Source organism: Pseudomonas laurylsulfativorans (assembly GCF_002906155.1).
GTDB lineage: Bacteria > Pseudomonadota > Gammaproteobacteria > Pseudomonadales > Pseudomonadaceae > Aquipseudomonas > Aquipseudomonas laurylsulfativorans.
In genome coordinates this window covers 436,090-456,530 of sequence record NZ_MUJK01000003.1, presented here as the reverse complement: position 1 = coordinate 456,530, position 20,441 = coordinate 436,090, and the positions used below count along the sequence as shown (strand labels likewise).

At 60.2% G+C, this 20,441-nt stretch carries 17 protein-coding genes; 8 read left to right on the top strand and 9 right to left on the bottom strand.

The features are described from left to right. Positions 1-2 precede the first annotated feature (2 nt). Positions 3-1,253 (bottom strand): lipoprotein-releasing ABC transporter permease subunit, encoded by a 1,251-nt coding sequence (locus B0D71_RS12485; protein WP_007995293.1) that lies wholly within the window; start codon positions 1,251-1,253, stop codon positions 3-5. Positions 1,254-1,347: 94 nt separating this feature from the next. On the opposite strand from B0D71_RS12485, the gene B0D71_RS12480 reads away from it, so the two are divergent. Both B0D71_RS12480 and B0D71_RS12475 read left to right on the top strand, forming a co-directional pair. Beyond that, positions 1,348-1,929, top strand: coding sequence for a PilZ domain-containing protein (locus B0D71_RS12480; RefSeq protein WP_103395026.1), 582 nt, complete (start codon positions 1,348-1,350; stop codon positions 1,927-1,929). A 14-nt stretch (positions 1,930-1,943) separates the two neighbouring features. Beyond that, on the top strand, positions 1,944-2,666 hold the full coding sequence (locus B0D71_RS12475) for a glycerophosphodiester phosphodiesterase (RefSeq protein WP_103395025.1): 723 nt from the start codon (positions 1,944-1,946) through the stop codon (positions 2,664-2,666). Positions 2,667-2,708: 42 nt separating this feature from the next. Here B0D71_RS12475 and sthA read toward each other — a convergent pair whose 3' ends face one another. From sthA to B0D71_RS12460, 3 genes are all read right to left on the bottom strand, one after another. Beyond that, positions 2,709-4,103 carry a Si-specific NAD(P)(+) transhydrogenase gene (gene sthA, locus B0D71_RS12470; protein WP_007984277.1) on the bottom strand — a complete coding sequence of 465 codons (1,395 nt, stop codon included), beginning with the start codon at positions 4,101-4,103 and terminating at the stop codon, positions 2,709-2,711. A 207-nt stretch (positions 4,104-4,310) separates the two neighbouring features. Next, positions 4,311-5,348 (bottom strand): FAD:protein FMN transferase, encoded by a 1,038-nt coding sequence (locus B0D71_RS12465; protein ID WP_205885995.1) that lies wholly within the window; start codon positions 5,346-5,348, stop codon positions 4,311-4,313. Positions 5,349-5,524: 176 nt separating this feature from the next. Then, positions 5,525-6,988 (bottom strand): glyceraldehyde-3-phosphate dehydrogenase, encoded by a 1,464-nt coding sequence (locus tag B0D71_RS12460; protein ID WP_015095946.1) that lies wholly within the window; start codon positions 6,986-6,988, stop codon positions 5,525-5,527. Positions 6,989-7,351: 363 nt separating this feature from the next. Here B0D71_RS12460 and mfd point away from each other — a divergent pair, with 363 nt between their 5' ends. From mfd to B0D71_RS12440, 4 genes are all read left to right on the top strand, one after another. Then, positions 7,352-10,801 (top strand): transcription-repair coupling factor, encoded by a 3,450-nt coding sequence (gene mfd, locus B0D71_RS12455; protein ID WP_103395023.1) that lies wholly within the window; start codon positions 7,352-7,354, stop codon positions 10,799-10,801. Between the two features lie 10 nt (positions 10,802-10,811). Then, entirely contained in the window at positions 10,812-11,390 is a 579-nt protein-coding gene (locus tag B0D71_RS12450; protein ID WP_103395022.1) for a CsiV family protein, read from the top strand. Positions 11,391-11,396: 6 nt separating this feature from the next. Continuing rightward, entirely contained in the window at positions 11,397-14,090 is a 2,694-nt protein-coding gene (locus B0D71_RS12445) for a DEAD/DEAH box helicase (RefSeq protein WP_103395021.1), read from the top strand. Positions 14,091-14,332: 242 nt separating this feature from the next. Then, positions 14,333-15,295, top strand: coding sequence for an IS110 family transposase (locus B0D71_RS12440; RefSeq protein WP_103393606.1), 963 nt, complete (start codon positions 14,333-14,335; stop codon positions 15,293-15,295). 101 nt (positions 15,296-15,396) lie between these two features. Here the strand turns inward: B0D71_RS12440 and B0D71_RS12435 are convergent, their stop codons facing one another. From B0D71_RS12435 to B0D71_RS12425, 3 genes are all read right to left on the bottom strand, one after another. Next, positions 15,397-16,134, bottom strand: a complete 738-nt coding sequence (locus B0D71_RS12435) for an S-methyl-5'-thioinosine phosphorylase (RefSeq protein ID WP_103395020.1) — start codon at positions 16,132-16,134, stop codon at positions 15,397-15,399. A 12-nt stretch (positions 16,135-16,146) separates the two neighbouring features. After that, positions 16,147-17,157, bottom strand: coding sequence for a beta-N-acetylhexosaminidase (gene nagZ / locus B0D71_RS12430; RefSeq protein WP_103395019.1), 1,011 nt, complete (start codon positions 17,155-17,157; stop codon positions 16,147-16,149). Positions 17,158-17,315: 158 nt separating this feature from the next. Next, positions 17,316-18,023, bottom strand: a complete 708-nt coding sequence (locus tag B0D71_RS12425; RefSeq protein WP_103395018.1) for a TetR/AcrR family transcriptional regulator — start codon at positions 18,021-18,023, stop codon at positions 17,316-17,318. A 229-nt stretch (positions 18,024-18,252) separates the two neighbouring features. On the opposite strand from B0D71_RS12425, the gene lexA reads away from it, so the two are divergent. Together lexA and sulA are read left to right on the top strand one after the other, a co-directional pair. Continuing rightward, the gene (gene lexA / locus B0D71_RS12420) at positions 18,253-18,861 is read left to right on the top strand and encodes a transcriptional repressor LexA (RefSeq protein ID WP_103395017.1); all 609 of its coding nucleotides are present in this window, start codon (positions 18,253-18,255) and stop codon (positions 18,859-18,861) included. Positions 18,862-18,871: 10 nt separating this feature from the next. After that, entirely contained in the window at positions 18,872-19,348 is a 477-nt protein-coding gene (sulA, locus tag B0D71_RS12415; protein WP_056721998.1) for an SOS-induced cell division inhibitor SulA, read from the top strand. A gap of 92 nt (positions 19,349-19,440) precedes the next feature. Here the strand turns inward: sulA and B0D71_RS12410 are convergent, their stop codons facing one another. Next, positions 19,441-19,674, bottom strand: a complete 234-nt coding sequence (locus tag B0D71_RS12410; RefSeq protein WP_053161660.1) for a hypothetical protein — start codon at positions 19,672-19,674, stop codon at positions 19,441-19,443. A 94-nt stretch (positions 19,675-19,768) separates the two neighbouring features. Continuing rightward, positions 19,769-20,293 (bottom strand): DUF6586 family protein, encoded by a 525-nt coding sequence (locus tag B0D71_RS12405; protein ID WP_103395016.1) that lies wholly within the window; start codon positions 20,291-20,293, stop codon positions 19,769-19,771. Between the last annotated feature and the right edge of the window lie 148 nt (positions 20,294-20,441).

The following is a 20,441-nucleotide window of genomic DNA, read 5'->3' as shown; positions in this document are numbered from 1 at the left end:
ACTCACTCATAACGTAGCGCCTCCGCAGGCTGGGTGCGCGCGGCACGCCAGGCTGGATACAGGGTGGCGAGGAAACTCAGGACCAACGCCGCGGAGCAGACCATCACCACGTCCTGGCTCTGCACCTGCGACGGCAGGTAATCGATGAAGTACACATCGGCGTTGAGAAACTTGTGCCCGATCAGGCCTTCGAGGGCCGAGATCGCGGCGCTGACGTTCAGCGCGGCGAAGATCCCGACCACGGCACCGATCGCGGTACCGACTACGCCAATGACGGTGCCTTGCACCATGAACGTACGCATGATCGTGCCCGGCGTGGCGCCCAGCGTGCGCAGGATCGCGATATCGCCCTTCTTGTCGTTCACCACCATCACCAGTGTTGAAATGATGTTGAATGCCGCGACGGCAACGATCAGCAACAGCAACAGGCCGATCATGGCTTTTTCCATGCGGATTGCCTGGTACAGGTTGCCATGGGTGCGGGTCCAGTCGCGGGCGTAGAAGCGGTCTTCACCGAGATCACGGGCGATGCTCCACGCAGTGCGTGGTGCCTGGAACAGGTCGTCGAACTTCAGGCGCAGGCCCTGCACCTGATCCGGTTTCCAGCGGTGCAACCGGGCCAGATCCTGCAGGTTGGTGACGCCCAGGTAGCCATCGAGCTCACCGGCGCCAACATGGAAGATGCCAACCACGGTAAAGCGCTTCATGCGCGGGAACATCCCGGCCGGGGTCACAGTGACTTCCGGCGCGACGAAGGTCAGCTTGTCGCCGATCGCGGCACCGAGCTTGGCCGCGGCCTTGTCGCCGATGACGATGCCGAACTCACCCGGCACCAGGTCGTCGAGTTTTCCCTGGGTCATGAAGTGATCGATGATCGACACCTGGCGCTCTTGCGCCGGGTCGATGGCATTGAGCAGGACTTTCGAGACCTTGCCGTTATTGGTCAGCAGCCCCTGCATTTGCGTAAACGGCGCCACGGCCGTCACCTGCGGGTTCTGCTTGACCTTGGCAGCCAGGCTTTGCCAATCGCTGATCGGCTCGCCGGACTCGATGGTCGCGTGGGGCACCATGCCCAGCACGCGGGTGCGCATCTCATGATCGAAGCCGTTCATCACCGACAGCACCACGATCATCACGACCACGCCAAGGGCGAGCCCGATCATCGAAGTCAGGGAAATGAATGACACAAAATGATTGCGACGCTTTGCACGGGTGTAACGCGTGCCGATAAATACGAAGAGAGGTCTGAACATGTCGGGGCTTGTTCGGAGGGAAAAGGAACGTCCTTGTGGCGGGGGTCGATAACCAGCTTTACACTCAGACCACCGCCGCTACCATGGGTTCGCCATGTCGACATTAGATGAAGAAGATCGCCGCGAATACTACCGTATCGAGGATACGATCGCACTGGAAATTCGGCCCCTGTCCGCTACCGAAGCCACAGGCCAGGAAGTGTTGCAGGATGCTTCTCCACTCTTCAACTTGCTCAGCGAACTGCACCTGAGTGAATTCGAGTCGCAACACCTGTTGCGCCAGATCAGCGAACGCGACCGGAACATCGCGGCGTTCCTCAAATCCCAGAACAAACGCATCGACTTGCTGAGCCAGGTGATCGCCATCACCGTGCTCGGGCAGATCGGCGAACCGCAGCCGGTGATCATCTCCGAAGGCGGCATCGACTTTCAGCATCCCTCGCCCATCGCCATCGGCGCACGCCTGTCGGTCAAGCTGGTGCTGATGCCGCAAGCCCTGGGCCTGCTGCTGCGCGCCCGCGCCACCCATTGCGACCGCAAGGGCGAAGGCTATGACGTTGGCACCGAGTTCGAACACCTGACCGATGCCCAGCGCCAATTGCTGGCCCGCCACATTTTGCAAAAGCAGGCCCAGGAACGACGTCTGGCCCGCGAACAACTCGAACCAGGCAATTAATTTAAGGAAGAACCGTGACCCTCATCTACGGCCATCGCGGCGCCAAGGGCGAAGCACCGGAAAACACCCTGACCAGCTTTCAGGAATGTCTCAAGCACGGCGTGCGCCGTTGCGAACTGGACCTGCACCTGTCCAGGGACGGCGAGCTGATGGTCATCCACGACCCGACCCTCAAGCGCACCACCGACCGTCGCGGAAAAGTCGTCGAACACACGGCGGCCGAGCTTGTGACGTATGACGCACGCAAGGGAGGCCCGGGCTGGATCAAGCCATGCCCGATTCCGACGCTGGAAGAACTGTTCGAGAAGTGCGACTTCGACCACTGGCAGCTGGAAGTCAAAAGCGCATCACGGATGCGTGCCGCGACCACCGTGCTGGCGATTCGCGAGATGGCGCAGCGTCACGGCCTGATGGACAAGGTGACGATCACCTCGAGTTCCCGTGAAGTGCTCAAGGCGGCGCTGGAGCTGGTGCCGGACATATCCCGCGGGTTGGTAGCCGAATACGCCTGGCTCGACCCGCTGAAGGTCGCGGCCAGCTATGGCTGTGAGATTCTTGCGCTGAACTGGACCCTGTGCACGCCGGAACGCCTGCAAAAGGCGCAGCGTCAGGGGCTGCATGTGTCGGTGTGGACCGTCAACGAGCCTGCGCTGATGCGCAGACTCGCCGACTTCGGCGTTGACAGCCTGATTACAGACTTTCCCGGTTTGGCCACTGCCACGCTCGAGAATTGCTGAAATCGGTCTCCCCGGCCGGCTCAGGCCACCGGCCGGAGCCGCTCAAAAAAGCCGGTTGAGGCCGTCGTATGCCGCTACCCGATAGGCTTCGGCCATGGTCGGGTAGTTGAACGTGGTGTTGACGAAGTACTTCAGGGTATTGAGCTCGCCTGGCTGGTTCATGATCGCCTGACCGATGTGCACGATCTCCGACGCCTGATAACCGAAGCAGTGAACGCCCAGCACTTCCAGGGTTTCACGGTGGAACAGGATCTTCAGCATGCCTTGCGGCTCGCCGGCGATCTGCGCACGCGCCATGCTCTTGAAGAATGCCTTGCCCACTTCGTACGGCACCTTGGCCTGGGTCAGTTCCTGCTCGTTCTTGCCGATCGAGCTGATCTCCGGAATGGTGTAGATGCCGGTCGGCACGTCATTCACAAAGCGCCAGCTGCCGTTATCGACGATGCTGCCAGCAGCTGAGCGACCCTGGTCGTGGGCGGCACTGGCCAGGCTTGGCCAGCCAATCACGTCACCGGCACCGTAGATGTTCGGCACGCAGGTGCGGTACGCCTCGTCGACTTCGATCTGGCCACGGCTGTTGACCTTCACGCCGATGTTTTCCAGACCCAACTGATCGGTGTTACCGGTACGACCGTTGCACCAGAGCAAGGCGTCAGCCTTGATCTTCTTGCCGGACTTGAGGTGCAGGATCACACCGTTGTCCACGCCCTCGACGCGGTCGTAGTCTTCGTTATGGCGAACCGTGATGTTGTTGTTGCTGAAGTGATAACTCAGGGCCTGGGAAATTTCCGAGTCGAGGAAACTCAGCAACTGGCCACGATTGTCCACCAGCTCAACCAATACACCCAGGCCGCTGAAGATCGAGGCGTATTCGCAACCGATCACGCCGGCGCCATAAACGATGAGTTTACGCGGGGTGTGGCCGAGGCTGAGGATGGTGTCGCTATCGTAGATACGCGGGTGGTGGAAATCGATGTCCGCCGGACGATAAGGACGCGAACCGGTGGCAATGATGATGTGCTTGGCCACCAGTTTTTCGACCACGCCGTTGGCGCAGACCACTTCGATGGTTTGCTCGTCGGCGAAACTGCCGGTGCCGAAGAACACATCAACGCGGTTACGGGCGTAGTAGCCGGTACGCGATGCAACTTGCTTGGAGATGACTTTCTCGGCGCTTTTCAACACGTCCGGGAACGAGAACCAGCGCGGTTCACCAATGGCCCGGAACATCGGGTTGGTGTTGAACTGCATGATCTGCCGCACCGAGTGACGCAGTGCCTTGGACGGGATGGTGCCCAAGTGAGTGCAGTTGCCGCCGACCTGGCGACGGCTATCGACCATCGCGACCTTGCGCCCTGCCTTGGCGGCGTTCATTGCCGCGCCTTCCCCCGCCGGGCCGGAACCCAACACCACCACGTCGTAGTTGTAGACAGCCATGCGTACTCCTCAGAACAGGCCGCGGCACCCTCGGCACCTGCGGCTAAATCACGCCAATGAGTGGCATGAAGGAACAATTTGGGGCCAGTGCAGAACCCGGACACAGTCTATAGAAGCGTCAACGCCGCGCACATTAACCCTTGGTCGCGTCGTAGGCTACTTTTGCCTGCACTACAACGCCAGTTTTCAATGCTCAAATCGCCACAATCACTCGGTTTTTTTGCCACTGAGGCGTTCAAAAGCGTGACTGCTGCGTGTGACGAAACCTGTATCGGCACGAATCACAAAAAATGCGCCGATATCGTGTTTTTCTGCGTAGTCCCAACCGCGCTCCGGGCCGAGAATCAGCAACAGCGTCGATAGGCCATCGGCCATTAACGCTGAAGGATGAATCACCGTGACGGACGCCAGGTTGTGTGAGACCGGTGCGCCGCTGCGCGCATCGAACGTATGGGAAAAACGCTGTCCGCCCTGCTCGAAATAATTACGATAGTCGCCGGAGGTGGACAGGCCATAGCCGTCGACAACAATGACGCGCTCGGCCACCTGTCGATCATCCCGCGGCTCTTCCAGGGCGATGCGCCATGGCGAACCGTCAGCCTTCCTGCCGGACGCCTTGAGTTCACCCGTGGCTTCGGCGAGGTAGTCGTGGATGCCCATCGCCTCGAGTTTTGAAGCGATCGTGTCCACCGCATAACCAGCGGCGATGCTGTTGAAGTCGACCTCAACGGCGGCGTCCTTGCACAACTGGTCGCCATCGATGCGCAAGTGCTGGTGACCGACGCGCTGGCGGACTTCGGCGAGGGCTTCGGCGCTCGGGACTTTCTCTTCCCGGGCCTGCGGACCGAACCCCCAGAGATTGAGCAACGGCTCCACCGTCAGATCGTAGGAACCGTCACTTTGCACTGACAGTTGTTCACCCACGCGGACCAGTTCGAGGATCGACGCCGGCATTGCCTGACAGCGGTTGGCCGGCAATGCATTGAAGCGCTCGATGTCCGAGTCGCTGTGGTAGGTCGACATTTGCCGGTCAATGTCAGCGAGGATCTGCTCGACCTGAACGCGGACTTCGTCCGGCGCCGCAAGGCCGGCATGGCGTACATACTTGATCGAATAAGTGCTGCCCATGGTCGGACCGCCGAAGCTTTCCAGAGTGTTGCCGTTGCCGCAGCCTGATAGTGCGCCGAGCAGCAACAATGCCACCCCCTGCCACCTGATCAACAATTCCCCAACTCCCCGAAACATCCCCTGACACGCCGCCAGGGCCAGCCATTATGCGATAGAACTGTGGGAGTGGGCTTGCTCCGGGCGGCGTACCGACGATGAGGCCAGTCCGAACAACACACCCCCCAACAGACAAAAGCAGCCCAAACAAAAACGCCCCGACCAAGGCCGGGGCGTTTTCATGTGCAGCTAAAGGCTTAGCGCGGGAATGCTGGCGGGTTTACACCGGCCATGTCTTCCATCACGCGAACCACCTGGCAGCTGTAACCGAACTCGTTGTCGTACCAAACGTACAGAACAACGCGGTTATCCTGGGTGATGGTCGCTTCCGCGTCCACAACGCCTGCGTGGCGCGAGCCAACGAAGTCGGTGGAAACCACTTCCTGGGAGCTCACGTAGTCGATCTGCTTGTGCAGGTCCGAGTGCATGGCCATCTGGCGCAGGTACTCGTTGATCTCTTCGCGAGTGGTGGCCTTTTCCAGGTTCAGGTTCAGGATGGCCATCGACACGTTCGGCGTAGGCACGCGAATCGCGTTGCCGGTCAGCTTGCCCTTGAGCACTGGCAGCGCCTTGGCGGCTGCGGTGGCGGCACCGGTCTCGGTGATTACCATGTTCAGCGGCGCGGCGCGGCCACGACGGCTGCCCTTGTGGAAGTTGTCGATCAGGTTCTGGTCGTTGGTGAACGAGTGAACGGTTTCGACGTGGCCGTTGACGATGCCGTACTTGTCGTTGACTGCCTTGAGCACCGGCACGATGGCGTTGGTGGTGCAGGACGCCGCCGAGATGATCTTGTCGTCAGGAGTGATATCGCCATGGTTGATGCCGTGCACGATGTTCTTCAGCGCGCCCTTGCCAGGTGCGGTGAGGATCACGCGGGCAGCGCCCGGGCAGGCCAGGTGCTGGCCCAGGCCGTCGGCGTCACGCCACACACCGGTGTTGTCGACGATCAGAGCGTTTTCGATGCCGTACTGGGTGTAGTCGACTTCGGTCGGGCTCTTGGCGTAGATAACCTGGATCAGGTTGCCGTTGGCGGTGATGGTGTTGTTGGCTTCATCGATGGTGATGGTGCCATCGAACGGACCATGGACCGAGTCACGGCGCAGCAGGCTGGCACGCTTGACCAGGTCGTTCTCGGCGCCCTTGCGGACCACGATGGCGCGCAGGCGCAGGCCATCGCCACCACCGGTTTTCTCGATCAGGATGCGCGCCAGCAGACGGCCGATACGACCGAAGCCATACAGGACAACGTCGGTGCCTTTGCGGGCGGATGCGTTTTGCTGGCCAACCACGTCAGCCAGTTCTTCACGGACGAACTGCTCGGCAGTACGGCCATTGCCTTCGGCCTTGAATTTGGCCGCCAGCTTGCCCAGGTCCACCGAAGCGGCGCCGAGCTTGAGTTCGCTCATCGCCTTGATCAGCGGGAATGTTTCGTGGACGGACAGCTCGCTTTCGTCGGACTGACGGTGACGAGCAAAGCGGTGAGCTTTGAGAATCGCAATGACTGAACGATTGATCAGGCTGCGGCCATAGATCGAGCTCACCACATTGTTATTGCGGTAGAGCTGACCGATAAGCGGAATCATCGCTTCTGCGAGTGCTTCACGGTCGATCCATTCACCAAGACACTGGTCGGGCTTCTGAGTCACGGGAACCTTCCACATGTAGGGGCAGAAAAAAGGGGCTACATTATGCCGCCGAGTGACAGCGGTAGCAATGCGCGCCCGTCGTGCTTTACGTAACAATTCGTCGTTCAAAAAAATTACGTCTCGCGCCAGCCCAATAAAACCGGGGCTTGCAGCGCAGTCAATTTTTTGGAGGTCACGCCTGCTTATCCGTAACCCTCCGTAACACTCGTTGTTTTTGCCACTACATATTCAGTAATTTCCGGCAAAAAACCGCCGAATATTGTCTTTACCACTACATTTCGCCAAACCAGCGCTTTAGACGCAGTCAGCAACTGACAGGCGGCATCGTAGACCGCTACAATTACCGACTTTGTCGCAACGCTTGGAGCTCAACCTTCCGTGCCCGTTCTGCGTCTACCGCTTCTCCCTGCCGCGGCAGGTAAACAGCACTGGGGCAACCTGCCCGGTGCCGCCCTGAGCCTGGCCATCGCCGAGGCCGCCAGCGCTGCCAAGCGCTTTACCCTGCTGCTGACCGCCGACAGCCAAAGTGCCGAACGGCTGGAACAGGAGCTGGGTTTCTTCGCCCCGGATTTGCCCGTATTGCACTTTCCCGACTGGGAAACCCTGCCCTACGACCTGTTCTCACCGCACCAGGACATCATTTCCCAGCGCATCGCCAGCCTTTACCGGCTGCCAGAACTGAGCCATGGCGTGCTGGTGGTGCCGATCACCACTGCACTGCACCGCCTCGCGCCGACCAAATTCCTGCTCGGCAGCAGCCTGGTGCTGGATATCGGCCAGAAACTCGACGTCGAGCAAATGCGCACCCGGCTTGAAGCCACGGGTTATCGCTACGTCGATACGGTGTATGAACACGGTGAGTTCACCGTTCGCGGCTCGCTGATCGACCTGTTCCCGATGGGCAGCAAGCTGCCGTATCGCATCGATCTGTTCGACGACGAAATCGAGACCCTGCGCACCTTCGACCCGGAGAACCAGCGCTCCATCGACAAAGTCGACTCGGTCAAACTGTTGCCGGCCAAGGAGTTTCCGCTGCAAAAAGAAGCGGTCACCCGCTTCAAGGCGCGCTTCCGCGAGCGTTTTGACGTCGACTTCCGCCGCTGCCCGATCTTCCAGGACTTGAGCAGCGGGATTACCCCGGCCGGTATCGAGTACTACCTGCCGCTTTTCTTCGAAGAGACCTCGACGCTGTTCGATTACTTGCCCCAGGACACGCAAGTGTTTTCCCTGCCGGGCATTGAGCAGGCCGCGGAAAACTTCTGGAACGATGTGCGCAATCGCTACGAAGAGCGTCGCGTCGACCCGTCCCGCCCTTTATTACCGCCGAACGAGTTGTTCCTGCCGGTAGAAGATTGTTTTGCCCGCCTCAAAAGCTGGCCACGGGTGGTCGCCAGTCAGCAGGACGTGGAGCCTGGCGTCGGCCGCGAGCGTTTCCCCGCGCAGGAACTTCCGAACCTGGCCATCGAAGCCAAGGCCACTCAGCCCATGGCGGCACTGGCGCAATTCCTCGATCAGTTCCCCGGTCGCGTGTTGTTTACCGCCGAATCCGCAGGCCGCCGCGAAGTGCTGCTGGAACTGCTGGAACGCCTGAAGCTGCGACCGAAAACTGTCGACAGCTGGCCGGACTTTGTCGCCGGCAAGGAACGCCTGGCGATCACCATCGCACCACTTGATGAAGGCCTGCAGCTCGACGACCCGGCCCTGGCCCTCGTCGCCGAAAGCCCGTTGTTCGGCCAGCGCGTGATGCAGCGCCGCCGCCGCGAAAAGCGCGCCGATGCCAACAACGATGCCGTCATCAAGAACCTCACCGAGCTGCGTGAAGGCGCGCCGGTGGTGCACATCGACCACGGCGTCGGCCGCTACCTGGGCCTGGCAACCCTGGAGATCGACAGCCAGACCGCCGAGTTCCTCGCCCTGGAATACGCCGAAGGCGCCAAGCTTTATGTGCCGGTGGCCAACCTGCACCTGATCGCCCGCTACACCGGCAGCGACGATGCCCTGGCCCCGTTGCATCGCCTCGGCTCCGAGACTTGGCAGAAAGCCAAGCGCAAGGCCGCCGAACAGGTCCGTGACGTGGCCGCCGAGTTGCTCGACATCTATGCCCGTCGTGCTGCCCGTGAAGGCTACGCCTTCGCCGATCCGAAAGCCGACTACGCGACCTTCAGCGCCGGTTTCCCGTTCGAAGAAACCCCCGACCAGCAAACCACCATCGAAGCGGTGCGCGAAGACATGCTCGCGCCCAAGCCGATGGACCGCCTGGTGTGCGGCGACGTCGGCTTCGGCAAGACCGAAGTGGCGATGCGCGCCGCGTTCATTGCCGTCCACGGCGGTCGCCAGGTGGCGATTCTGGTGCCGACCACCCTGCTCGCCCAGCAGCATTACAACAGCTTCCGCGACCGCTTCGCCGACTGGCCGGTGACCGTGGAAGTGATGAGCCGCTTCAAATCGGCCAAGGAAGTGAATGCGGCGGTCGCGGACCTGGCCGAAGGCAAGATCGACATCGTCATCGGCACGCACAAGCTGCTGCAGGACGACGTGAAGATCAAAAACCTCGGGCTGGTCATCATCGACGAAGAACACCGCTTCGGGGTGCGTCAGAAAGAACAGCTCAAGGCGTTGCGCAGCGAAGTCGACATCCTCACCCTGACCGCCACGCCGATTCCGCGCACGCTGAACATGGCGGTGTCGGGCATGCGCGACCTGTCGATCATCGCCACGCCGCCGGCCCGCCGCCTGTCGGTGCGCACCTTCGTCATGGAACAGAACAAGAGCACGGTCAAAGAGGCCCTGCTGCGTGAATTGCTGCGTGGCGGCCAGGTCTACTACCTGCACAACGACGTGAAGACCATCGAGAAATGCGCCGCCGATTTGGCCGAACTGGTGCCGGAAGCACGGATCGGCATCGGTCACGGGCAGATGCGCGAACGCGAACTCGAACAGGTGATGAGCGACTTCTATCACAAGCGCTTCAATGTACTGATCGCCTCGACCATCATCGAGACCGGTATCGACGTGCCGAGCGCCAACACCATCATCATCGAGCGCGCCGACAAGTTCGGCCTGGCGCAGTTGCACCAGTTGCGCGGCCGCGTCGGACGCAGCCACCACCAGGCCTACGCCTACCTGCTGACTCCACCGCGCCAGCAAATTACCCCGGACGCGGAAAAGCGTCTGGAAGCGATCGCCAACACCCAGGACCTCGGCGCGGGCTTCGTGCTCGCCACCAACGACCTGGAAATCCGGGGCGCCGGCGAACTGCTTGGCGATGGTCAGAGCGGGCAGATCCAGGCCGTCGGCTTCACGCTGTACATGGAAATGCTTGAGCGCGCGGTGAAGTCGATCCGCAAAGGCGAGCAACCGAACCTCGATCAACCGCTCGGCGGCGGTCCGGAAGTCAACTTGCGCGTACCGGCGTTGATCCCCGAGGACTATCTGCCGGATGTCCACGCCCGCCTGATTCTCTACAAGCGCATTGCCTCGGCCACCGATGAGGACGGCCTCAAGGACTTGCAGGTGGAGATGATCGATCGTTTCGGCCTGTTGCCGGAACCGACCAAGAACCTGATCCGCATCACTGCGTTGAAATTGCAGGCCGAGCAACTGGGCATCAAGAAGGTCGATGGCGGCCCGCAAGGCGGTCGCGTCGAGTTCGCGGCACAGACGCCGGTGGACCCGCTGACCCTGATCAAGCTGATCCAGAGCCAGCCAAAACGCTACAAGTTCGAAGGCGCCACGATGTTCAAGTTCATGGTTCCGATGGAGCGCCCGGAAGAGCGCTTTAATACTGTAGAGGCGCTGTTCGAGCGCCTCGTTCCGAAAACTGCTTGAAGGACGCCGCATGCGCCTGTTTCGCTCTCTGACCTTGCTGACCCTGCTGATTCCAGTACTGGTCGCACCCACGGCATTTGCCGATGACCTGTATCAGGTCGAAATGATTCTGGTCCGTCAAAACGCGGTGCCGGCGATTGTCAGCCGCGCCGCGCCGGAAGATTGGGCTGCCGGCGCCCAACCCGTCAGCTCCGACAGCCTGCGTACGCCAAGCCTGAATGGCGAAGTGGCAAAACTCACCGCCAGCGCCGACTACACGGTGTTGCTGCACAAGGCCTGGCAACAGCCCCTCGGTGAAACCGCCAGCAAAGTGGCGATCAGCGACGGCAAGGAACAATATGGTCAGTTCCCGATCGAGGGCACGCTGAACATGAAACTGGGACGCTTTACCGACGTCGACGCCGATTTCTGGGTCAACCAGATCGATGCCAATGGCATGGTGACTGCCAGCGAGCGCCTGAAACAGGAAAGCCACACCAAGAACGGTCAGTTGAACTTCCTCGACAACGGCCACCTGGGCCTGTTGATCAAGATCACCTCGCTGACCGCCCCCGCCCCCCGAGCAGCTCCCGAAGAAATTCCGGACTGATTCCCCATGTCCGCGCCCCTGAGCAAACCCCTGGCACCGTCCTGGGTCAGTCGATTCAAGGAACAGAGCCTGGAGCGTGGCCGCCGCTACGCACTGGAGAATCGGGTCAGGATCGTTGAGGCCGGCGACGCAACCATAGTTGCCGCGTGTGAAGGCTCTGGCGGTAACGTTTACCGTCAGACCATTCGCCTGCGCGAGTCAGCCAAGGGTACGTTGCTGATGGTCGACGCCACATGCTCCTGCCCGGTCCACAACAACTGCAAACATTGCGCAGCAGTGCTCCTGCAAGTGCAGGAAACCCTCGACTACCCCGCTGCCGCCAAAGACGCCGAACTCCTGGAAAAACTCCAGGCTGTCCTGGAAAACCGCTGCCCGAAAGCGCCACCGCAAGTACTGGTGGACAATGTGCAGCCGGTACCGCGCCTGTGGCTGGCCAGCATCGAGTTCAGCGCATTCGAGCCGCGCAATGGCCGAATGCAGCGGTACATTCAGCATCGCGCGGCGCTGTCTTTCAGTTACCTGGACGAGTACGTTTCCGGGCAGAAAAACTCCGACATCCTGATTCGCCAGGAAACCCAGACACTGCGGATAAAACGCCACCCGGAAGTGGAACAGTCCTACCGGGAACAGTTGCGAATCCTCGGTTTCAAAATCGCCACCCGGCAAAGCAAGGCCCTGCCGGAAAGTGCCGGCGAGCTGTTCGAGATGGTCAATGACAGCGCCTGGCTGACCTTTACCCTCAATGAACTGCCGAAGTTGCGCACCCAGGGTTGGGAATTGCAGATCGACGAGGACTTCGGTTTCGACCTGACAGCGGTCGACGACTGGTACGCCACCGTCGAACAGGCTCCCGAGCGCGACTGGTTCGACCTGGAACTGGGGATCATCGTCAACGGCGAACGCCTGAGCCTGTTGCCGATCCTGCTCAACCTGATGCGCTCCCACACCGAGATCCTCAACCCAGAGCGCCTTGCCCGGCGACGAGATGACGAGCTGATCCTGGTCAACATCCCCAATCGCCCGAACTCCGAACACGGGCCACTGCAAGTCGCCCTGCCCTTCGGTCGCTTGAAGCCGGTGCTGGCCACCCTCGGCGAGTTCTACCTGCAGGAGCCCGGCGACACCACGCTGCGCCTGAGCAAGGCCGATGCCACGCGCCTGAACTCGCTGGAAGACATGCCACTGCTCTGGGAGGGTGGAGAACAGATCCGCACCTTTGCCCAGCGCCTGCGCGACATCAAGGACCACACGGCCACCGCTCCGGATGGCCTGAATGCGACGCTGCGGCCATATCAGCTCGAAGGTTTGAGCTGGATGCAATCGCTGCGACAGCTGGAAGTGGGTGGAATTCTCGCGGACGACATGGGCCTGGGCAAAACCCTACAGACACTGGCCCACGTTCTGAGCGAGAAAAACGCCGGCCGCCTCGATCGGCCGTGCATGGTCGTGATGCCGACCAGCCTGATCCCCAACTGGCTCGACGAAGCGGCGCACTTTACACCGCAGCTCAAAGTGCTGGCGCTCTACGGTGCCAGTCGCAAAAAATACTTCGACAAGCTGGCTGATTACGATCTGATCCTGACCACCTATGCACTGCTGCCCAAGGATGTCGAACGCCTGGCGGCGCAGCCTTTGCACATACTGGTGCTGGATGAAGCGCAGTACATCAAGAACCCAGGCAGCAAGGCCGCACAGGCCGCCCGCGAGCTGAATGCCCGGCAGCGCCTGTGCCTGAGCGGTACGCCACTGGAAAACCATCTCGGCGAGCTGTGGTCGCTGTTTCACTTCCTCCTGCCCGGCTGGCTCGGCGACGTCAAAAGCTTCAACCGCGATTACCGCGTGCCGATTGAAAAGCGCACCAGCGAGGTCAGGCTCCAGCACCTCAATGGCCGGATCAAACCCTTCCTGCTGCGTCGCACCAAGGAACAGGTGGCCACCGAACTGCCGCCGAAAACCGAGATCATCCACTGGGTCGAACTCAACGAGGCCCAGCGCGATGTGTACGAAACCATGCGCCTGGCCATGGACAAGAAAGTCCGCGACGAAATCACCCGCAAAGGCGTGGCCCGCAGCCAGATCATCATTCTGGAAGCGCTGCTCAAGCTGCGTCAGGTGTGCTGCGATTTGCGCCTGGTCAACGAGGCAACCCCGCCAAGCCGTGGCAGCACATCAGGCAAGCTCGACAGCCTGATGGAAATGCTCGAAGAGTTGTTTGAGGAAGGTCGGCGGATCCTGCTGTTTTCGCAGTTCACCTCAATGCTGTCGCTGATCGAAGACGAACTGAACAAACGCGGTGTGGCCTACGCCCTGCTGACCGGCCAGACCCGCGACCGCCGCACGCCGGTGAAGGAATTCCAGAGCGGCAAGCGTCAGATATTTCTGATCAGCCTGAAGGCCGGCGGCGTTGGCCTGAACCTGACCGAAGCGGACACGGTGATTCATTACGACCCGTGGTGGAACCCGGCGACGGAAAACCAGGCGACCGACCGGGCGTATCGCATCGGTCAGGAGAAGCCGGTGTTCGTTTATAAACTGATCGCACGCGGCACCGTGGAAGAAAAGATTCAGCACCTGCAAAAGGAAAAATCCGAGCTCGCGGCCGGCGTACTGGATGGGCGCAAGGCCGGGGACTGGAAACTGCAAAACGATGATATTGAGGCGCTGTTTGCGCCGCTGCCGGAAAACCTCGAAAAGCGCTGAGACCTGCGGCGCTTTTTAGTCCGCCATCGCGAGCAAGCTCGCTTGTATGTTTAGACTTGAAGGGGTGGGTGGGACTAAAGCTCGTCATCTGACTCTGACCAGTACAGACCGTGGGAGACTTCGTCCCACCCCTTCACCTAATGCGCCGATAAGGAATGCATCGGCTCGGACCGACGATAGAAACAAGCCAGCGCAACGGTGAACCCCAACAAGTCTTTAAACCCTAGCTCGGAGGGTGGGCCATGACAATCCTTGATTCTCAGGTGGTCGTTGGTGTGGATGTGGCGAAGGACGAGATTGTTATCTATCGATCCGACCTGGAACGAACCCGAAATGTCGCGAACAAGCGATCAGCCCTGAAGCAATGGCTCAAGACGCTACCTGCGAACAGCGCTATCGCGCTTGAAGCGACCAATATCTATCACCTTGATACAACGGAAATAGCCCATGAAATGGGCCATGACGTTTATGTCATCGATGGCTGTCGCCTCAACAAATACCGCGACGGAATAGGCATGAGGGCGAAAACAGATGCCTTGGATGCCGAACTGCTGGCGCGTTACTTGAGCAGGGAGTCCGACAGACTGAGGATCTGGAGTCCTCCGCCGAAGGCTTACACCCAACTCAAAAGCCTGCTTCGTCGCCGGGCTCAGTTGGTCCGGGGCTGTGTCGCACTCAAGCAAAGCTGGAAAAACGAACCCCTGCTCAAAGAACAGTTCAAGCAGCTTCTGGCCGCCATTGCCCAGTTCGAAAAAACGATTCAGAAAACACTCAAGGAGATTGCTGAGGACGCCGGGATGCAGGATCAGGTGAAGCGCTGCCAGGCCGTCGAGGGTGTCGGGCTCCTGACAGCCACAGCAGCGGCCACAGCGTTTTTGCGTGGAAAATTTGCTAACAGCGACGAATACGTGGCCTTCCTCGGCATGGATCCGCGGGTGAGGCAGTCAGGACAAAAGGATCAAAGGCGTCGACTCTCCAAGCGAGGAGACTCGGAGTTCCGGCGCCTGTTTCACAACAGCGCCATGGCCGCCAGCCGTTCGCCGATCTGGAAACCGTACTACGAGAGTTATCTGGCCAGAGGCCTAAAAGGTACTCAAGCCTTGGTTATCCTGGCACGCAAGCTGGCCAGAGTGATGTTCGCGTTGATGAAAAACCAAAGTGAATACAAGCCTAATTCTATGCTTGGGGGTTCCCCCCAAACATAGAATCTCCCACAGTGACCGCGTCGAACACAAATTCTACGAACGCCACTGAACCTGTAGGAGCGAGCTTGCTCGCGATGAGGTCAACCCGGTATCAGGTGGGGTCAGCCCTTGAGCACCCGCGCCAGCGTCGACTTCACCTTACCCATGCCGTCATGCAGCGCCTGCTCGATCTCGGCCATGGTAATCACCGCCGTCGACTTGCCCGCCGCCGGATTCACCACCAGCGCCAGACAGGCGTAATCCAGTTCCAGCTCGCGGGCCAAGGCAGCTTCCGGCATACCGGTCATGCCGACGATGTCGCATCCATCGCGTTCCAGCCGGGCGATTTCAGCCACCGTCTCCAGCCGCGGCCCCTGTGTACACGCGTACACCCCATGAGTGCTGTAACCCACACCTTCCGCCGCCAATGCCGCGATCAGTTGCTGACGCAACGGTTCGCTATAGGGATAGCTGAAGTCGATATGGGTGACGTGTTCCAGGTCATCGGCAAAGTAGGTGTGCTCACGACCGCTGGTGTAGTCGATCAACTGATGTGGCACGCAGAAATGTCCGGTGCCCATGGCGCTATGAATGCCACCCACGGCGTTGACCGCCAGAATCGCCTGCGCCCCGGCTTGCTTGAGCGCCCAGAGGTTGGCTCGGTAGTTGACCTGATGCGGCGGAAAACGGTGCGGATGGCCGTGGCGTGCGAGGAACAGCACTTCCTTGCCAGCATATTCGCCGATCTGCACTTCAGCCGAAGGGGCACCATAAGGCGTGTCCACTGCCAGTGACTGGCGAATGCTCAGGCCTTCGAGCTGAGTCAGGCCAGTGCCACCGATAATCGCGTAAACCGTCATAACGAACAGTCCTTAATCAATCAATTGAGCTTCTTTGAGCGCGCCGACAGCGGCCAGCCAGCGCGGGTGCTGACGGTAATCGGTGCTGGCAAACGACTGGCCGCGCATCTGCGCAATGCGTTCGGAAGGCTTGACCTTCAGACGCTGGGCAGCGCTCAGGGCAAGCTCGGCGGCCGCACGGTCGTTGCACACCAGGCCCATGTCGCAACCGGCAGTCAACGCCGCCTCGATTCGGCTGGCAGCATCGCCGACCACGTGAGCGCCCGCCATGGACAGGTCGTCACTGAAAATCACGCCATCGAACTGCAACTCGCCGCGCAGGATGTCCTGCAACCACCGACGGGAGAAACCAGCAGGTTGGGAATCGACTTGTGGATAAATAACGTGGGCCGGCATGACCGCAGCCAGCTGCTTGCTCAGTTTGGCGAACGGCACCAGGTCGTTGGCGCGGATCTCATCGAGACCGCGCTCATCGTTCGGGATCGCGACATGGGAATCCGCTTCAGCCCAGCCGTGGCCAGGGAAATGCTTTCCGGTGGCCGCCATGCCCGCGTTGTTCATCCCGCGGATGAACGCACCGGCCAACAGGGCGGCACGCTCTGGATCACCCTCGAACGAACGGGTACCCACCACGGCGCTGCGCTGGTAATCGAGGTCGAGCACCGGGGCGAAACTAAGGTCGAGGCCAACGGCCAGCACTTCGGTCGCCATGATCCAGCCACACTGCTCGGCCAGGTATTCGGCGTTCGGGTTGTCGGCAATGGCGCGCATGGCGGGCAAACGCACGAAACCCTGGCGCAGGCGCTGTACGCGGCCGCCCTCCTGGTCCACAGCCAGCAACAAATCGGGGCGGATCGCGCGAATGGCTGCACACAGCTCGCGCACCTGCCGTGGATGCTCGATATTGCGAGCAAAGATGATCAGGCCGCCCACTTCGGGCTGGCGCAACAATTGGCGATCTTCAGCCGTCAGCCAGGTACCGGCGACGTCCACCATCAACGAGCCTTGCAAGCCAGCAGTCATAAGAATTCCTTGATAACAGAAAACCCGGTCCACACGAATTCGCCGCCAAGGGCATGGCCCGGCAGATTGGCGAGTTCGATGGGGAACGGGTTCAGAACGAGAGTCGGCATGGGCGGCTAGCTTAGCGGATGTCAGCTGCCGCGCCCACCCGTGTGCGGTTAAACCTTGGCGGCAACCGGTGTCGATTTGCTGCGCGGACGCAACTGAGCCGTGGCCATGGCCGGGTCAGTCACACCGGATTCGGCGCGCATGCCGGCAGCCAGGAATGGCACCATCAGACGCATGACCTGCTCGATCGAGGTGTTCACGCCGAAGTCGGTTTCAGCAATAGCGCGCAAGGCCTTGATACCGGACATGCTGAACGCCGCGGCACCGAGCATGAAGTGCACGCGCCAGAACAGTTCGATGGGTGGAATGCGTGGCGCCGCTTCGTTGACCAGCATCATGTAGCGGCGGAACACCTTGCCGTACATGTCTTCCAGATAACGACGCAAGTGCCCCTGGCTCTGACTGAACGCCAATCCCAGCAAACGCATGAAGATAGACAGGTCGTTGCCACTGCGCGGCTGCACCACCAGGGCCTGCTCGACAAGGATTTCCAGCAGCTCTTCGAGTGTCGGCTTGATTTCAGGCTTGGCCTGACGCCGCTCCAGCTCTTTATCGAGACTGAGGCAGAACGGTCCGAGGAACCGCGAGAAAACCGCCTGGATCAACGCCTTCTTCGAACCGAAGTGATAGTTCACCGCCGCCAGATTGACACCAGCCTTGCTGGTGATCAGGCGCAACGAGGTTTCGGCGAAACCTTTTTCCGCGAACAATTGCTCGGCTGCATCAAGAATGCGTTCAACGGTTTCCGACTGGGCCATGGCTACTCCGCCTGACAAACACTTGTTTGAAACATACGTTTCAGCCTGTGCCTTGTCAAGTCTGGCAGTTCGTTTTGGGAATGGTCGGTCAGACATTTAACCACACAACAGCAAAGCTTCAATCCACTGACTGATTGACCGTCCGGCGGCCACTGAAAAATGGAGCATTGCCAAGACCGCCTCACTGTATATAATCCCAGTCACTGTATAAAAAAACAGAGCGATCAATATGCTAAAGCTGACGCCACGCCAAGCCGAGATTCTGGCCTTCATCAAGCGCTGCCTGGAAGACAACGGCTACCCGCCGACCCGTGCGGAAATCGCTCAGGAACTGGGTTTCAAGTCGCCCAACGCGGCGGAAGAACACCTCAAGGCTCTGGCACGCAAGGGTGCAATCGAGATGACGCCTGGCGCCTCCCGTGGCATTCGCATCCCGGGCTTCGAAGCCAAGGCCGACGATTCCACCCTGCCGATCATTGGCCGGGTCGCAGCCGGCGCCCCGATTCTTGCGCAGCAACACATCGAAGAGTCCTGCAACATCAATCCTGCCTTCTTCCATCCGCGCGCCGACTACCTGCTGCGCGTCCACGGGATGAGCATGAAGGATATCGGCATTTTCGACGGCGACCTGCTGGCGGTCCACACCACCCGCGAAGCCCGTAACGGCCAGATCGTGGTGGCGCGAATCGGCGACGAAGTGACCGTCAAGCGTTTCAAGCGTGATGGCAGCAAAGTATGGCTGATCGCCGAGAACCCCGAGTTCGACCCTATTGAAGTGAACCTTCAAGACCAGGAACTGGTGATCGAAGGCTTGAGTGTCGGCGTTATTCGCCGCTAAAGGAGGCACCATGCAGTTCCCACAGACATCACCACAGCAAACCCAACTGCCGTTGTTCGAAGCGTTCATGGCTCAGCCATTGGCGCCGATTCTGAAAGACGTAGTCGAGTCCCCCTGGAGCGCCGAACCCGACGTTTTCAGCGAGCTGTCACTGCGTGGTGCAGCCGGGAACTGCCTGAGCCTTCTGGCACCGATCCTCAGGGAATTGAGCCAGGACCAGGACGCACGCTGGCTGACATTGATTGCACCGCCGGCCAGCCTGACCCAAGCCTGGTTGCGAGATGCCGGCCTCAACCGCGAACGCATTCTGCTGCTGCAACCAAGAGGCACCCAGAGCGCCCAGCAACTGACCTGCGAAGCCCTGCGCCTGGGTCGCAGCCACACGGTAGTCAGCTGGATCAACCCGCTGAGCTCCCAATCGCGGCAACAACTGATCAGCGCCGCCCGGACCGGGGACGCTCAGAGCCTGAATATTCGTTTGGGCTAACTGACAGACAGGGTGCGAGCTTCACCCCGCCAGGCTTCTCCAAGGGCAGAGAAGCCGATGTGTAGCGATTCCAGGAAAACGACGAACGGGGATCAATGAAGAACCCGTGTACCCTCATCCTTGTCGAATTCGCCTTCAACCAGGCGCCCCGCCATCTGAACACCGACGCTCAACATCGCCTTGGCGACTTCCACGTGCTGCCCTTGCAGGAACGCTTTGGCGTCCTCGGAGAAATCCAAAGTAACCAGAGAACCCTCGTCCTCGGCCCTGCGCAGCTCGATACGGCCGTCTGGTAACTCGACAATTTCTAGAAAGGACGTTGGCATAAAGGACTGTTCTCCACGAAAGGCGGGGATTATATAGGCATCGCTCGGGCTTCGCTTGGGATCTTGACCAGATGTCATGATCCAACTGCTTGTATCAACACTCGTTCAACCCTTCACGAAACCGGATCGCCAATCCTTTCAGGTTCTGACGCCAACTCTCCAGTTCCTCCCGGCTCAAATCCTCCGGTGCGTCCTCTTCATCCAGATTGACAGCCTGAATCAGCGGCTGGGTCACGTCACCTTTCGGCTTGTGCGGCGCGCGTGGCGGCTGGAACAGCGCAGCATGAGCGGCCAATAGCTTGGCCAGCCAGGTTTCCGGGTTATTGGCCAGTTCGACCAGCTCAGCCATTTCCGGAATGGCGATGGTCTCCAGCACTTCGCGCGTCAGCAACAACTCTGCACGGGGCGCATTGGCCTGAGGCAGGCGATAGAAGCCAGCGATTTCATGACACAGGCCCAACAACGCACCATACAGGTGAAACAGCGCGGATTCGCGTCCGGCCTGGATCAGCGCCAACGAATTCATCGCCCGACCCTCTTCAGTACGGGCCAGTGCTTCCAGCGACAAGCCAGCGAAGTAAATCTTCTGATTGGTGCGGGTATAAAGTTCGTGGGCCATGACGGCAGCCTCCACAACGAATAAGGGCTTCTAGCAGGTCAGACAGTGTCGTGGATCAGCCAGGCAAACCGCAAGTCCTCTGCCGATGCCGATACTGTAGGAGCGAGCTTGCTCGCGAAGAACCTCAACGATGACGCGTACATCCTGG

Coding starts and splice junctions, on each gene's coding strand:
- sulA (WP_056721998.1), top strand. CDS start 18,872: ATGCAGTTCCCACAGACATCACCACAGCAAACCCAACTGCCGTTGTTC.
- nagZ (WP_103395019.1), bottom strand. CDS start 17,157: ATGACTGCTGGCTTGCAAGGCTCGTTGATGGTGGACGTCGCCGGTACC.
- sthA (WP_007984277.1), bottom strand. CDS start 4,103: ATGGCTGTCTACAACTACGACGTGGTGGTGTTGGGTTCCGGCCCGGCG.
- B0D71_RS12425 (WP_103395018.1), bottom strand. CDS start 18,023: ATGGCCCAGTCGGAAACCGTTGAACGCATTCTTGATGCAGCCGAGCAA.
- B0D71_RS12460 (WP_015095946.1), bottom strand. CDS start 6,988: ATGTGGAAGGTTCCCGTGACTCAGAAGCCCGACCAGTGTCTTGGTGAA.
- B0D71_RS12435 (WP_103395020.1), bottom strand. CDS start 16,134: ATGACGGTTTACGCGATTATCGGTGGCACTGGCCTGACTCAGCTCGAA.
- B0D71_RS12480 (WP_103395026.1), top strand. CDS start 1,348: ATGTCGACATTAGATGAAGAAGATCGCCGCGAATACTACCGTATCGAG.
- B0D71_RS12465 (WP_205885995.1), bottom strand. CDS start 5,348: ATGTTTCGGGGAGTTGGGGAATTGTTGATCAGGTGGCAGGGGGTGGCA.
- B0D71_RS12485 (WP_007995293.1), bottom strand. CDS start 1,253: ATGTTCAGACCTCTCTTCGTATTTATCGGCACGCGTTACACCCGTGCA.
- B0D71_RS12410 (WP_053161660.1), bottom strand. CDS start 19,674: ATGCCAACGTCCTTTCTAGAAATTGTCGAGTTACCAGACGGCCGTATC.
- B0D71_RS12445 (WP_103395021.1), top strand. CDS start 11,397: ATGTCCGCGCCCCTGAGCAAACCCCTGGCACCGTCCTGGGTCAGTCGA.
- B0D71_RS12440 (WP_103393606.1), top strand. CDS start 14,333: ATGACAATCCTTGATTCTCAGGTGGTCGTTGGTGTGGATGTGGCGAAG.
- B0D71_RS12450 (WP_103395022.1), top strand. CDS start 10,812: ATGCGCCTGTTTCGCTCTCTGACCTTGCTGACCCTGCTGATTCCAGTA.
- B0D71_RS12405 (WP_103395016.1), bottom strand. CDS start 20,293: ATGGCCCACGAACTTTATACCCGCACCAATCAGAAGATTTACTTCGCT.
- lexA (WP_103395017.1), top strand. CDS start 18,253: ATGCTAAAGCTGACGCCACGCCAAGCCGAGATTCTGGCCTTCATCAAG.